The organism is Paenibacillus sp. FW101-FHT12H11 (genome assembly GCF_058790355.1).
Window position 1 is genome coordinate 680215 of sequence record NZ_JBYTCO010000003.1, and the last position, 15328, is coordinate 695542.

At 49.4% G+C, this 15328-nt stretch carries 8 protein-coding genes; all 8 read left to right on the top strand.

The window, feature by feature from the left end; genetic code table 11:
- Positions 1 to 16: 16 nt before the first annotated feature.
- The 8 genes from lacZ to AC3WTJ_RS13115 all read left to right on the top strand — a co-directional run bounded on the left by lacZ (position 17) and on the right by AC3WTJ_RS13115 (position 15328).
- A complete protein-coding gene (gene lacZ, locus AC3WTJ_RS13080; protein WP_492522110.1) occupies positions 17 to 3178 on the top strand; it encodes a beta-galactosidase, LacZ type in 3162 nt (1053 codons plus the stop codon).
- Positions 3175 to 5283, top strand: a complete 2109-nt coding sequence (locus AC3WTJ_RS13085) for a beta-galactosidase (RefSeq protein WP_492522111.1) — start codon at positions 3175 to 3177, stop codon at positions 5281 to 5283. The genes lacZ and AC3WTJ_RS13085 overlap by 4 nt, the downstream gene beginning before the upstream one ends.
- The gene (locus tag AC3WTJ_RS13090) at positions 5243 to 8374 is read left to right on the top strand and encodes a glycosyl hydrolase (RefSeq protein ID WP_492522112.1); all 3132 of its coding nucleotides are present in this window, start codon (positions 5243 to 5245) and stop codon (positions 8372 to 8374) included. The genes AC3WTJ_RS13085 and AC3WTJ_RS13090 overlap by 41 nt, the downstream gene beginning before the upstream one ends.
- Positions 8361 to 10475 (top strand): YIP1 family protein, encoded by a 2115-nt coding sequence (locus AC3WTJ_RS13095; protein WP_492522113.1) that lies wholly within the window; start codon positions 8361 to 8363, stop codon positions 10473 to 10475. Before AC3WTJ_RS13090 ends, AC3WTJ_RS13095 begins: the two co-directional genes overlap by 14 nt.
- Positions 10472 to 12745: a DUF5696 domain-containing protein gene (locus AC3WTJ_RS13100; RefSeq protein ID WP_492522114.1), complete on the top strand. Its 2274-nt coding sequence runs from the start codon at positions 10472 to 10474 to the stop codon at positions 12743 to 12745. The genes AC3WTJ_RS13095 and AC3WTJ_RS13100 overlap by 4 nt, the downstream gene beginning before the upstream one ends.
- Complete coding sequence (locus AC3WTJ_RS13105) at positions 12742 to 13602, top strand: carbohydrate ABC transporter permease (RefSeq protein WP_492522115.1); 861 nt, start codon at positions 12742 to 12744, stop codon at positions 13600 to 13602. The genes AC3WTJ_RS13100 and AC3WTJ_RS13105 overlap by 4 nt, the downstream gene beginning before the upstream one ends.
- A 66-nt stretch (positions 13603 to 13668) precedes the next feature.
- Positions 13669 to 14586: a carbohydrate ABC transporter permease gene (locus tag AC3WTJ_RS13110; protein WP_397370149.1), complete on the top strand. Its 918-nt coding sequence runs from the start codon at positions 13669 to 13671 to the stop codon at positions 14584 to 14586.
- A 40-nt stretch (positions 14587 to 14626) separates the two neighbouring features.
- Positions 14627 to 15328 (top strand): hypothetical protein, encoded by a 702-nt coding sequence (locus tag AC3WTJ_RS13115; protein WP_492522116.1) that lies wholly within the window; start codon positions 14627 to 14629, stop codon positions 15326 to 15328.

A 15328-nucleotide genomic window follows, 5' to 3' on the forward strand; every position in this document is an offset into this window, starting at 1 on the left:
ATAGGAGGGCATTTCGATGAGAGAAAAAGAAATTCCGGATTGGGAAAATCTAGATGTGCTTGGTCGCAGCGTGGAGCCTTCCAATACCGGTTACATGCCATATGCAGATGTAGAAACGGCGCTGATCGGCGAGCGGGCACTTTCGCCATATTTTCAATCGTTAAACGGCAGTTGGAAATTCAAGTATGTGTCAAGTCCGTCGGAGGCGCCAGCGAACTTCTACGAGCCTACCTACAAGACCGATGATTGGTCTGCCATGCCGGTACCTGGCAATTGGCAGATGCAGGGAGTTGGACGTCCGCATTATTCCAGCAGCTATTATCCGTTTCCCATTGATCCGCCGCATGTCCCTAACGATAATCCTACGGGCTGTTACCGCAGAAGCTTTTACGTTTCGGATACCTGGGAGGATCGGCAAGTATTTCTCGTGTTTGAAGGTGTTGATTCCGCTTTTCATGTCTGGGTAAATGGGCAATTGGCAGGGTATGGGCAGGGCAGCCATATGCATAGTGAATTTCGCATTACTTCTTTGCTGAATGAGGGAGAGAACACGATTGCCGTGCAGGTCTATCAATGGAGCGACGGCAGTTATCTGGAAGATCAGGACAAATGGCGGTTAAGCGGGATTTTCAGAGACTTGTATTTGAAAGCAACGCCTGATGTGCATATCCAGGATGTTTCTGCACAAACCAGCTTCCATGAGAATCAGATCGATGCAGAGCTGAACCTCCGGATTGCGGTTAAATGCTTTTCAAATCATGAGGAACTGCTGCACAGCCATACGGTAAACGTTACGTTGATGGACGAAAAGCGCCAAACGGTATACACCGGAAAAACCAGTGCCGTTTCGCTAATGGATGAACAAGTGCTCAACATGCACATTCCCGTTTCGGCCCCGCACAAATGGTCGGCGGAAGATCCGTACTTATACGCCTTAGTTTTGGAACTTACGGATGAGACAGGGGCCTCGTTAGAATCTGTAAGCGTTTCCGTTGGTTTTCGCGATATTGCGATCCGTAACGGGCGGCTTTTGATCAACGGCACCCCAGTTACCCTCAAAGGCGTAAACCGCAATGAGTTCCACTCCGATCTCGGTTATGCGATACCGCTCGAAGCGATGGTGGAGGATATCCGCCTAATGAAGCAGCATAACATGAACGCCGTGCGGACATCGCATTACCCGAATGATACACGTTGGTTGGATCTATGTGATCGATATGGGCTGTATGTCATCGATGAAGCGGACCTCGAAACGCATGGTTGCCATTTTATTGGCAACGAGAGCCATCTTGCCCAAGATGAGCGATGGAAAGAAGCGTTTGTCGACCGTGCCCGCCGCATGGTGGAGAGGGATAAAAATCATCCGTCCATCATCATCTGGTCCCTTGGGAATGAATCGGGTTATGGGACTAACCATGACGCTATGGCAGACTGGGTGCGGGCAGCAGATCCGACTCGCCCCATTCACTACGAACGGGCTAAAGACGCAGAAGTCGTAGATATTGTGAGCTGCATGTATCCCTCCTTGGATGCACTGATTGAAGAAGGAGAGAAAACGGAAGATCCAAGACCTTTCTTAATGTGTGAATTTGCACATGCCATGGGAAATGCATCCGGTAACCTGAAAGAATACTGGGAAGCGATCTATCAGTATCCCCGGTTGCTTGGCGGCATGATCTGGGAATGGGCGGACCTCGCAGTCCGGCAGCAGACGGAGGATGGCACGGAATGGTACGCATACGGCGGCGATTTCGGGGATCATCCCAACAGCGGTCACTTTTGCATTGACGGCCTGGTGTTCCCGGATCGAACGATCAAGTCTTCTCTCATTGAGTTTAAAAAAGTAATTGAGCCGGTGAAGATGCATGCGGTCCACATGCCGTCCGGCATCGTAAGAATTGAGAATCGCTACGACTTCTTATCGCTTGATCATCTGAAGGGCTCGTGGCAGCTGCTGCATGACGGGGATATCGTGGAGCAGGGAGAGCTGCCGAAAACCGATGTGCCGCCTGGCGGGAAAGCAGAGATTACCGTTCCTTTCAGCAAGGCCTATGAGCGGTGGAAAGGCGAGTGCTGGCTCCGCATTCGGTTTACGATGCGGGAGGAGACACAGTGGGCGCCGCAAGGACATGAAGTGGCTTGGGCAGATATGCCGCTATCTATTCCACCGAGTGGCGCACCACTGATCAACGTGAAGCCGATGCACAGTTTGCGTATGGAAGAGCAGAATACGCGACTGCTTGTAAGCGGTAACGATTTTTGTCTGGTTTGGGACAAAAACAGCGGCGCCTTGAGCGCTTTCGAATATAACGGACTTCCGCTCTTGCAGTCCGGCCCGAAAGTCAACGTTTGGCGAGCACCGATTGATAATGACGGCCGTCAAGCCAAAGAGTGGAGAAAGGCCGGTTACGATGCCTTGCAACAGCGCGCAATCGAATTTTCTGTGCAGTCGTATGGGGATCATGCGGCGCAAATTACGGTGAAGGCGACCCTTGGCGCAGCGGGATTAGGCATATGTTTTGAGACTTGTATGGTGTATACGGTTTACGGATCAGGGGACTTGTTCCTCAAAGCCCATGTGAATCCGCGAGATGGACTCCCGCCATTACCGCGCTTGGGCTTGCAGATGGTCATGCCCGGCACCTTCGATCGTTTAGCTTGGTTCGGGCTAGGCCCGCACGAATGTTATGTCGACCGTAAGGAAAGCGGGCGGCTGGGCATTTACGCAGGAACAGTGCAAGAGCAATATGTTCCTTACATCAAGCCGCAGGAGCATGGCAATAAAGCGGAAGCACGGTGGGCAACCGTAACAAACACGTTAGGAACGGGCTTGTTTATAGGCGGTTTGCCAACGTTCGATGTGAGCGCGAGCCATTATGCTACGGCGAATGTAACGCGTGCGAAACATACAACAGATTTGGTTCGCTTACAGGAAACGATCGTGAACCTGGATCATCAGCAAGCTCCGATTGGCAATCACAGCTGCGGGGAAGCTCCTCCGTTGGAGCGTTATTTGCTTCATCCGAAGGAGACGATTTTTGAACTGCGGCTGAAGCCGTTTTCGGCAAGAGATATTTCGCCGATGCAGCTGAGTAAACGGTGGCCGGCGCCATTTTCGTTACAAGATACCGACAGTGAAACCATAATTCCATTAACACTTCAGGGGGCGATTCGATGATTAGCCGAACATTTCCCAAAATTATGTATGGCGGCGACTACAACCCGGAGCAGTTCCCGAAGGACATATGGGATGAGGATATGAGGCTGTTCGGGCTTGCGGGCATTGATATAGCAACCGTCAATGTGTTTTCGTGGTCACTTAACCAGCCGGATGAGGAGACGTACGAGTTTGGATGGTTGGACGAGGTCATGAACAAGCTGCATGAGAATGGCATGTATGCCTGTTTGGGAACGGGGACGGCCGCGCATCCGGCTTGGATGGCGAGGAAGTACCCGGATATTTTAACCGTAACGACCGATGGGAAAAAAAGAAAGTTTGGCCGCAGACATAACTCCTGCCCGAATAGTCCGACGTTCCGCCATTATGCCGAGGTTTTGGTCCGTAAGCTGGCGGAGCGATACAAGGGGCATCCGGCGCTGCTTTTATGGCATGTCAACAATGAAATAGGAATCCGCTGCTACTGTGATAACTGTGAGCATGCATTTCGAGAATGGTTGAAAAATCGATACGGAACGCTCGAACGGCTGAACGAGGCCTGGTATACGCGATTTTGGGGGCACACCTTCTATGATTGGGAGGACATCGTTCTTCCCAGCGCATTAAGCGAGGGACTTTCTGGAGGAAACTCCGATCAAACGGCATTCCAAGGCATGACGCTGGATTATTATCGATTTAACTCGGACAGCTGGTTGGCCTGTTATCAGTTGGAATATAACGCGATTAAATCGTTCATCCCGGATGCGGTCGTCACGACCAACTTCCAGGGGAACGGGACCTATAAGCCGCTTGATTATTTCAAATGGGCGCCTTATCTGGACATCGTCGCTCTTGATATATATCCGGAAAATCAAACGCCTGAAAGCTACATGGCGCTTCGTTACGACCTCATGAGAGGCTTGAAAGACGGCGCTCCCTTCATGCTGATGGAGCAGACGCCGAGCGTGCTCAACTGGAAAACGGTCAATCCGACCAAAAGGCCTGGCGTTATGCGGCTTCGCAGCTATCAAGCCGTGGCGCGCGGCGCCGATTCGGTGATGTTCTTCCAGCTGCGCCGCTCGCTGGGGGCTTATGAGAAATTTCACGGAGCCGTTATCGATCATGCCGGCCATGAGCATACGCGTGTGTTCAGGGAATGCACAGAGCTTGGCCAGGAGCTTAAGGAGCTGGGCAATCAATTGCTCGATGCACGGGTGAAAAGCAAGGTAGGCATTTTGTTCGACTGGGATAATTGGTGGGCAGTTGAATTAGGAGGCGGGCCGTCCGCTCACTTGAAATATGTCGATCACATCCAGAAATATTACGATGCTTTTTATGACAACCATATGCAAGTTGATTTCATTCATGTGGATACAGATCTTTCACAATATGAACTTGTGGTCGCCCCTGTTTTATATATGGTGAAACCGGGTTATGCGGAGAAGCTGGAACGTTATGTTAAAAACGGAGGAACCTTCCTCACTACGTTCTACAGCGGAGTGGCGAATGAAAATGATCTTGTCACACCGGGCGGTTATCCTGGCGAGTTGCGCGAGCTGCTTGGCATTTGGGTGGAAGAGCTGGACGCGCTGCACCCGGATCAAAAAAACCAGCTCGTGCTGCAGACGAACTTAGGAGAGCTTCAAGGCACCTACGATTGCGGCTTGTTGTGTGAGGTGGTTCATCCGGAGGGAGCGGAGACGGTTGCGAGCTTTGGCAGCGATTATTATGCAGGTTCGCCGGCATTAACTCGTAACCGCTTTGGCAAGGGAGAAGCTTGGTATGCGGCAACGGATCCCAGCCGATCTTTTTTAAAGCAATGGATCAGCTATTTATGCGCAAGCAAAGGAATCTCTTCTCCCATGGAAGCACATGCCCATGCACCAAAAGACGTGGAAATCATTCAACGCCATAAAGATGAGGTTGTCTTCACTTTTGTGTTAAATCATAGCGAACAAACACAGAAGATAAATGTAGGGATGTACGAACAAAAGGAGCTGCTCAGCGGCACGAGCGTAAGCGGAGATGTTGAACTTCTGCCGAAAAGCGTCGCGATATTCCAACAGAAGAAGGAGGCGGAGACTTGTGGAAGCGCCCCAGCTGGACCGATTGCGGCATCAGTTTGAGAATCCTCCGAATGTCTACAGATCGCTTCCTTTCTGGGCTTGGAACGACGATTTGGAAGAGGAAGAGCTGAACCGGCAAGTGAAGCAAATGAAGGAGCAAGGAATGGGCGGTTTTTTCATTCATTCCAGAGATGGATTGGAAACCGTCTACATGGGTCAAGAGTGGATGAACCTGGTTCGGTCCACCGTGGAAACAGCGAAGGCGCAGGGGATGCAGGCTTGGCTGTATGACGAAGACCGCTGGCCTTCAGGCTTTGCCGGGGGACTTGTGCAAGCGAGGGGCGGAGACGCGTTCCGCGCCAAGGGGCTTACGCTAGAGGTCATCCCGGCCGGCTTATTACAAACGGAGATTGACGACACCGACACCGTAGCACGGTTCAAAGCTGTGATTAACGAAAGAAACTTGATTCGTTGTGAAAGACTTCAAGCAGGTGCAAGCAGTGAGTTAGAAAATGAGGAAGTGCTGCTTCTTTTCCGGGTTGAAATATCCGAACGGAGTGAATGGTTCAACAATGAAGCGCCTCCGGATCAATTGAATCCCGAATCGGTTGAAGCGTTCATCGACATTACCTACGAAGCTTACAAAAAAGTAGTGGGCGAACATTTTGGCCAAACCGTTCGCGGCGTTTTTACTGACGAACCGAGCCTTCATGACCGTCATTGTAAATTTACAGAGGGGCGCGGTTGGATTCCTTGGAGCTGGTCTTTCCCCGCTTATTTCCAAGAGAAACGCGGATACGATCTACTGGATCTTGTTCCTTATTTATATTTCAATGGCGAACGCTCCACAGAGGCCCGTCACGATTACTGGCGGACGATTACCGAACGATTCAGCGAATCTTATGCGAAGCAAATCGGCGAGTGGTGCGAGAACAACGGGCTTGCTTTTACCGGGCATTTTCTCTGGGAAAATAATTTGGGCACAGCCACTCGTGTTTGCGGAGCGATCATGCCCAACTATCGCTATCAGCATGTGCCGGGCATCGATATGTTGACGGAGCAAACGAACGAATACATCACGGTTAAGCAGTGTACCAGTGTGGCAAATCAGTACGGAAGAAAATTCGTTCTGACCGAAACTTACGGCTGCACAGGCTGGGGTTTCACCTTTGAAGGGCAGCGATGGATCGGAGACTTCCAATTCGTTCTGGGGGTCAATCTTAGGTCTCAGCACTTGGCGCTTTATTCGATCAAAGGCTGCCGGAAACGGGATTATCCGCCTGTCTTCAACTACAACACCAGCTGGTGGAAATACAATGCGATTGTGGAAAATTATTTTGCCAGGTTGTCTGCGGTTTTGACAGAAGGACGCCCGGTCCGAGATGTGCTTGTGCTTCATCCGGCTTCCACCGCGTGGAGTATGGTCGGCACGGGACCTTACGGCTTTCCGGCCCGAGGCAAGGACCGTGACGTTTCCGAGACGAACCGGTATGGTCACGAATTTAACGCTTTTCTCGGCAAGCTGCTAAGAGCGCACTACGATTTTGATTTGGGCGATGAAACCATCATGGCGGAAACAGGGGCCATTCACGGCAAGAAGCTTGCTGTTCATACAGCCGAGTATCAAGTTGTCGTCATTCCGGAAATTCGGACGATGCTAAACAGCACGTTCCAGCTGCTCCTGCAATTCCTTGACGCCGGCGGCAAAGCTGTCGCTGTCGGAGCTCGCCCGGAAATGCTTGAAGGCAGAGTGAGCAATCGTCTATCCGACCTCTATGATCATCCGAACATGGTCATCGTTGGGGACGCGGCTGAGGCAGCCCAAGCACTGGAAAACAGACTGACACGCCAAGTCAGCATTAAGAGCGCAGAAAATGAAGAGTCTGCTGACTGCTTGTATATGCTCAGAGATATGGGGGATCGTTATGCGCTGTTCATCGTCAATAACGACCGCGAGCGCGAACATCGCGTTCGGATCGAAGCTGCCTTGGAAGGGCCTGGCTACATGGAAGAGTGGAAGGCATTGACTGGCGAAGTAAGCGCAGTCGACACCCGTTTTAGTCAGGGTTATATCATCTTTGACGAGGTATTCGGTCCGGCAGATTCCAAGTTGTATATTTGGCATAAGAACGGCCGCAAGGCTGAAACAGAAGGAAGCCGCGCGAACGCGGATCAAGCCGAGACTCAGGTCTTAGGCCCGGTCTGCAAGTTCACGCGGTCAATGCCGAATGTGTTAACGCTGGATATGTGCTCATATCGTATCAATCACGGCGGCTGGTCGGAAGAGATGGAGGTATGGCAAGCACAGAAAGCCATCCGGTCGCTTTTGGACATGAGACAGATTTACGGCAATGGCATTGAACAAAGGTACAAATGGATTCACGAGCCTCATCCGGAAGATGGCAAGCCGGTCGCTTTCAAATTCACCTTTCATATCACCGATGTTCCGAAGGAAGCTGTGTATCTGGTTGTGGAGTCTGCGGAACAGTACGAGATCGGCCTTAACGGCGAATCCATCGCCAATAAGTCGGATGGTTGGTTTTTGGACCGGTCGTTTGATCAGGTGCTTTTATCCAGATTGAAAGCTGGAGAGAATGAGTTGATCTTGTCATGTAACTACTTAAATCGCATGGAAGTGGAAGATATTTATTTGACCGGATCGTTTGGCGTCGATACTTCAAGGAGTATTGTAGCCGAACCCGAAACCTTGGCCTTTGGCGATTGGTGCAAGCAAGGATATCCTCACTACTGCGGCAGCATGATTTATCATTTTGACATTCAGGTGGAAAATAAGCCGGAAAGCCGGACTGTACTGGAACTTGGCGATTATGCCGCGGTTACTATCGAAGTAAAGGTCAACGGGCAAGCGGCTGGTCATGTGCCTTGGCGCAGCGCAAACCGTCTTGAATTGACGAGGCAGCTTCACGAGGGTGTGAACCGCTTGGAAGTGGAAGTTATGGGAAGCCCGCGCAATATGCTTGGACCTTTCCATCAGGCGTCGGGCGATACGTCGACAACCAGTTGGGCGTCTTTCCGCAAAGAAGGGCAGCATTTTACTCGCGACTATCAATTGAGCCCTTATGGCTTGTTTGGGCAAATGACACTATACACAGAGAGATGGGAACGGAGGTTTGAGCATGAAAATCCATAAGTGGGGGCTAGTTCTATCGTTCTTCCTCTTATGCGCCGCATTATTGCCTGCGACTGCATTCGCCTCGGTGAAATACTCCACGTATACCAAAGACAGCCGGGGAAATTTAATATGGCTTCAGCCGGCGTATTTCCCGCTAGGGGTCATCGGGCAGAATCTGATGGCGCCAGATCCGGGCAACAAGACGGTTCAGATGAGTTCGCCGATGAAAAATCCGAAAGACATCTTCATCGATGCGAAAGGTGAAGTTTATATCGCGGATACGGGCAATAACCGTATCGTACATATGACAGAATCCGGTCAGCTGCTGCGTTACATTACCCTGCCGGAGAACCCTTTTAACAAACCAGAAGGTGTTTTCGTAACCAATGATGGCAGCATCTATGTCGCGGATACAGGCAACAAACGAGTGCTAAAGCTGGATGCCGGCGGCAAGGTCATGCAAGAGTACAAACGGCCGGAATCCCGGTACATTCCTGATACGTTTGTTTTCGATCCGGCGAAAGTCATGGTTGATGAACGTGAGTTTATGTATATTGCCGTGCATGGCAGCTATGAAGGGCTTGTGATGCTTGATCCGAAAGGCAAGTTTCAAGGTTTCTTCGGTGCCAACGGCACGGCGATTTCCCCGTTAGACGCTTTGAAAAGAATGCTTTACACCAAAAAAATGTACGCCAATGAAGTTGCTAAGAGGCCCGAGCCGATTAACAGCGTAGCGACGGACAAAAACGGCTATATTTTTACAGTGACGGGCGGAACAGCAACAACGAATCAATTGAAAAAGCTGAATGTAAAAGGCGATAACTTGCTGCGCAGCTCCTCGAAACCGTTCGGAGAAACAGCCCCATGGGACGTGCCGGCGGAGGGAATCATGACAGGTCCACAACTAACGGATGTCGCGGTCGATCAGAGCGGCAATATGATTGTTGTGGATCAGCAGAATAAATATATCAGCCATTACGATGGATCCGGTAATTTATTGTACTTCTGGGGCGGCGCCTCTGCGATCGGTTCCTCGCAAGTCGGACTGTTGAAAAGTCCTGTGGCGCTTGATGTTAATGAAAGAAACGAGCTGTTTGTCCTGGACGATCAGGAAAATATCGTGCAAGTATTCCGATTGTCCGAGTTTGGGCAAAAGGTAGACCAAGCCAACCAGCTAACCCTGGCTGGCCGTTATGAGGATAGCGAGCAGCCATGGAGAGAAGTGCTGCGTTTAAACGGGCAATTCGCTCCAGCTTATCTGGGGCTTGCGAAGTCAGCTTTTAAAAAAGAACAGTACGAAAATGCAAAAGATTTGTTCAAAGAAGCGGGAAATCAACAAGGGTACTCCGATTCTTTCTGGCAAATCAGGATGCTGTGGCTGCAGGGTAACTTTTCTTGGATAGCGAGCGTCATCCTGCTTGGTGTGATCTTATACACTGTTACCGATAAGCTCACCGCAAAGCGTGAATTCCGGGTCAGATGGCGCAATCGACCGAAGAGTCAGAATCGTTTCCTCTCGAATTTAAGGCTTGCGCTGCATGTTTTAAAACATCCGATTGACGGTTTTTCGGCTATCCACTATGAGAACAAAGGCAGCTACTTGAGCGCCAGTATCGTTCTGCTAGGTGTATATGCATCTCTGATTATCATCCAGTTCGCGACTAGCTTTTCTTTTAATCCGAAGACTTTTGTGGATATTTACTCGACGTTCACGCAATTTTTCATCGTTTGGATCGCTTGGATTGTTGCTAACTACCTGGTCAGCTCGATTTATCGGGGCGAGGGACGCTTCAAGCACATTTTCATCGGCAGCGCCTATGCGCTCTTGCCTTACATAGCTATTGGCATCCCGCTTGCTTTTATATCCAATGTTATGACGATGTCCGAGGCATCGATCTATCATTTCGTGGGCAATGCGATGACGGTATGGATCGGGCTGCTTATTTTCTGGAAAATTCAGAACGTCCATAATTACACGTTTGGTGAAACGATTATGAATGTATTCCTTACGTTATGTACAATGCTTGTCATCGGTGTGCTTATTTTCATTATTATGGGACTTACCAGTGATCTTGGATCGCTACTTTATCAGATGTATCAGGAGGTGACCTTGAGATGATCCGGATGATCAAAACCAATAAAACAGCCATCATCGTTACCATCCTGATCTTGGCGGCCGTCGTCACCTTCCTGACCCGTGCCAAATTTGAGTTCAAAGATTCGGGACAACGCAGTTCGCAAGCCGTGCAGCAAAATACGACGGTAGAAGCAGCGAGTGTTCCCGCCAAACTGCCGCTCGATACCGATTTCAAGCAGGTTGCAGAATCCGAGACGTTGAGATTGAAAATGGACGACAAGACGGGACATTTTATCGTCGAGGATAAACGGAACGGCAATCTGTATCGCTCTTACCCAGATCCGAAATATTGGTCGAAAGAGAAGATTTCGGAGACCTGGAAAAAGCATTTAGCCTCACCGCTGATGGTCCAATATGTGGATTTTTCCAAAAACATTTTGCAGGCCAAAGAGACGAATCTGGGGGCGGAAGGCGGAAGCATCAAGGATATTCAAACGATTCCAGGCGGTTTCAAGCTTGTTTACGAGTTTCCTGTGACGGGCTTCACGATTCCTGTCCAAGTAACGGTCGCTCAGGATTACGTTGAGACGAAAATCTTGCAGGAAGGCGTTAAGGAGACCAAAATGGGTCTCGTTTGGGTCAGACCTTATCCCTTCTTAGGAGCGGAGTACACAGACGGACAGGACGGTTACTTGTTTATTCCGGATGGTGCAGGAGCTCTGGTGCGATTCAAGGATAATCAATTAAATGTCAACAAATTGTATGACGAATTAACATATGGCCAAGATATTGCATTCCCGGGAATCAACAACAAACGTAATAAAGTGATGATGCCGGTCTTCGGTATGAAGTCGGGATCGAAAGGCTTTCTGGCCGTGGTGCACGAAGGCGATGAGTATGCCGACGTGGTCGCTGCTCCGGCAGGTGTCCTAAGCAATTACAACTGGATTGGGGCCCAGATGAACTATCGTTCCAGCTTCTTGCAGTTTACAACAAGAAATACGAATGTCCCTGATTCGTGGGGATATGTCGACTATGATCGGGATCACATGTTTGGGAGCGATCGTTCCGTTCGTTATTATATGTTGGACGAGAAGAAGACGGATTACGTCGGCATGGCAGAGACCTACCGTCAATATTTAATGAAGGAGAAAGCGGTCAAACCGGTTACGGTCAAAGACCCCAATATCCCGTTGTATACGAACATCATCGGAGCCGATCGGGAAAAAGGGGTCATTAGCGACCGCTACCTTAATTTGACCACGACGAGCGAAGGCATTCAAATTATGAATTCCTTGCATGACAAGGGCATAAACAATATGTCGCTCACCTTCACGGGCTGGCAAAAGGGCGGCTACAGTTCCTTTGGCCAAACGTTCCCGGTGGATTCCCGACTTGGCGGAGACTCCGGCATGAAGGCCTTCATCGATCATGCGCACGGGCTTGGTTATCCGGTTTATTTGGAAGCACAGTATTCCTTGAATAATACCAAAGGCGGCGGGTTCGACGAGAAGTTTAACGCCATGGTTAACTTGGCCGGACGGACGCTGATGCAGAGTCCTTTGTTCAACCGGGAGAGAACGCCGGTCGTTAGCGATAAATACATCGAACAGATGGTGGATAACGATTTGCCTAAATATAAAGCCATGGGTGTCGACGGACTTGCCGTCGGATTGCTTGGCCAGAGGCTGTACAACGATTACAACACGGGGTACGGCTCCTCAAGAGACGAGGCCCGCAAAATTCAAGAGCGGATTTTGCAAAAAATCAAAGATACGCTTGGCGGCGTACAGGGGGAGAAATCCAATGTCTACGCACTGCCGCATATCAATTACATCCGAGACATGGTATATGACAATTCCTATGACTTATTTTCGGATGAATCGGTGCCCTTCGCCCAAATTGCTACACACGGATTAGTTTCCTATTCATCGGAATATGTGAACAACCGCCAGGAAGACGTGAACGATTTCTTAAGGGATATCGAATATGGAGCGGCGCCATCTTTCGTATTCACGAAGGCTGAAACGAAGAAATATGTAAATTCTTATGGCTTGCGCTTTTATAACACGTATTACCCGGATTGGGAGAACTTTGCATCCGAGCAGTATAAACGCTACAACGAAGCCCTTGGAGATGTGCAGGATCAGTTTATTACCGGGCATCGGAAGCTTGCTGAAGGTGTGAAAGAAACGACGTATTCCAATGGAAAAAGAATTATCGTGAACTATAATTTGACGGAATACCGGAACGGGGATTTGGCCGTACCGGCACATAACTTTGTTGTTATTCGAGGAGGGGGAGGCAAATGAATCGGAAAGCGAGACTGAGGTCATCCCTGATCGAATATTTGGAAGGAACGCTGTTCATCGCCCCGTGGTTCATCGGTTTTATCTTTTTTATGGCGTTCCCGATCGGCTATTCCTTGTTTATGAGTTTTCAGGATGTAACCATAACCGCAACCAAGACGACGACCCGTTATATTGGCTGGACGCACTATAAGTACATTCTGTTTGAAAACGGAAGTCTGCTGTACAATCAACTGCTGCCTTTCCTGCGCCAAGCGCTTTTCATGATTCCGATCATTGTCGTATTCGCGCTGTTAATTGCGATTATTTTGAATCAAAAATTCCCCGGACGCACGTTTTTTCGGGCCATTTTCTTCCTACCCGTCATTTTGGCGACAGGCGAGGTCGTGAAGGAATTTCTGACGCAGGGTGAAGGCGATCTCGGCTTTATGTCCAAATTTAACATTTCAGGCCTTATCCAAGCTAACTTATCGGCCACTTGGTCAGATCCGCTGATTTCCATTCTGAACTCGTTCGTACTTATTCTCTGGTATTCCGGCGTGCAAATTATGATCTTCCTGGGCGGCAGGCAGACGATTTCGAATTCCGCTTATGAAGCAGCCCGAATTGATGGCGCAGGACCTTGGGAAACATTCTGGAAAATTACGCTGCCTGCCATGACGCCGTTCATTTTCCTCAATTTGATTTATACCGTGGTCGATCTCTTTACGTTTCCGACCAATCCGATTTTGTCGAAGGTAAGGGAGAGCGAGTACGGACAATACAGCGCTTTGTTCTGGATCTACTTCATGATCATCGCCTTTTTCTTAGCGATCCTATTCATTATTTTCGCCAGGGTGACGAAATCACATCGTGCTTAACAAGTTTACGACAGGAGGGATGACGCTATGTTTCGTATCAAATTGAAAGAAGAGCAGACGGTTGGCATGCTGCAGCTGCTCAGCAAAATCCGTTATGCGGTTATCGGGCGGGAAGCGGATAAAGGTCTGTTATTCAAATTGTTCATCTACTTGATCTTGCTGGATACAGCTTACATTTATTTGAAGCCGATCTTGCATATGGTAGCGACCATGGTTAAAAATGCAGACGATTTGCTGGATCCGGCCGTCAACTGGTTCCCGAGGACAATCTACCTCGGGAATCTCCAGGAGGCTTGGTCGTGGATGAAATATCCCAAGGCGCTAGGCATCAGCCTAGGCCTCTCGCTCTCTGTGGCTATCTTGCAAACCCTCTCGTGTGCCGTTACCGGTTATGCGTTTGCAAGGCTGAAAATCCCGTTTAAGCGAGTGCTGTTTTTTTTCCTGATGCTAACTTTTATTGTGCCTATGCAGGTTACGATCCTGCCCAACATTATTTATGCCAGACAGTTAGGCCTGTTGAATACGATTTATCCGATCATCGTTCCGGCTTTTTTCGGCTTGGGGTTAAAAGGAGCGCTGTTCGTCATTATTTACCGCCAATTTTTCTCCACACAGCCGAAGGAATTGGAAGAAGCAGCACGGATTGACGGTGCTGGCGTATTTAAAATCTTTTACAAGGTTATGATGCCGTTAGCCAAACCGGCGATTCTCGTCGTTTTTCTGTTTTCCTTCATCTGGACGTGGAACGACTTCTACCTGCCGAGTATGTACTTGTCGGATATCGAAACGGCGCCTTTATCGCTCGGGATAGAGAAGATCGCTTCAGCCCTGCGTCAGCAAGCCGAGGCTTATGGGCCGTCCGTGAATGATGAGGCGATTCGCATGTCCACAACGTTCTTAATGATTATCCCGCCACTGCTACTGTACACGTTCACGCAGCGATGGTTTGTAGAAGGCGTAGAACGTACAGGTTTAGTGGAATAGAAACTTGATCAGTGACAGTTGAAACGGAGGGTAAAAAGAGATGAAACGTCTTCTCGCATTATGTTTAGTTGGGGTGCTGGTCGCCATGCTGGTGGCATGTTCGAATGCATCAACGACGGCAAGCAAGTCAGCCGGACCGGTGAAAATGCTCTATATCAAACGAGGGGAAGGGACGAATGACCCTTATGTGGTGAAACATTTTGAGAAGGTAGGTTATACCGTCATTGATATGGCGGATAACGTATTCAAGCCGGAACTTGTGAATGGCTACGGGGTCGTGTATGTCAGTCCTACGGTCAATTCCTCCAAAATGGATGCGCAGCTTAAAGGCTCTAAAGTGCCTGTTGTGTATGCCAAACCCCAAGTGGCCAGTATTTCCGCATTAACGGGGCTGCTGGACTACAATGAGCTCAGCGCGGCGAAAACCGTTCAAATTAAGGACAGCAAACACCCATTGGCAGCTGGATTTAAAGATCAAGTAACGGTTTATAAAAATGAGGGTAAAATCGGTTACGCCATTCCAGGTAAAGAGGCTGTTACGATCGTAACAGTTCCCGGTGACGATAAGAAAGCGGCTGTTTTTGCCTATGAGAAGGGGGCGAAAAATATCAATAATGAGCCGGTCCCTTCCCGGCAGGTCTTCTTTTATTTAAGTGCAGGGGAAGAAATGAATCAGACGGATGACGGCTATAAACTACTGGATGCGGCTGTGCAATGGGCAGCTCAAAATGGACAAAAATAA

Bases quoted from the DNA above. Each gene is read 5' to 3' on its own strand.
- lacZ (WP_492522110.1), top strand. From the start codon at position 17: ATGAGAGAAAAAGAAATTCCGGATTGGGAAAATCTAGATGTGCTTGGT.
- AC3WTJ_RS13085 (WP_492522111.1), top strand. From the start codon at position 3,175: ATGATTAGCCGAACATTTCCCAAAATTATGTATGGCGGCGACTACAAC.
- AC3WTJ_RS13095 (WP_492522113.1), top strand. From the start codon at position 8,361: ATGAAAATCCATAAGTGGGGGCTAGTTCTATCGTTCTTCCTCTTATGC.
- AC3WTJ_RS13100 (WP_492522114.1), top strand. From the start codon at position 10,472: ATGATCCGGATGATCAAAACCAATAAAACAGCCATCATCGTTACCATC.
- AC3WTJ_RS13105 (WP_492522115.1), top strand. From the start codon at position 12,742: ATGAATCGGAAAGCGAGACTGAGGTCATCCCTGATCGAATATTTGGAA.
- AC3WTJ_RS13110 (WP_397370149.1), top strand. From the start codon at position 13,669: ATGCTGCAGCTGCTCAGCAAAATCCGTTATGCGGTTATCGGGCGGGAA.
- AC3WTJ_RS13115 (WP_492522116.1), top strand. From the start codon at position 14,627: ATGAAACGTCTTCTCGCATTATGTTTAGTTGGGGTGCTGGTCGCCATG.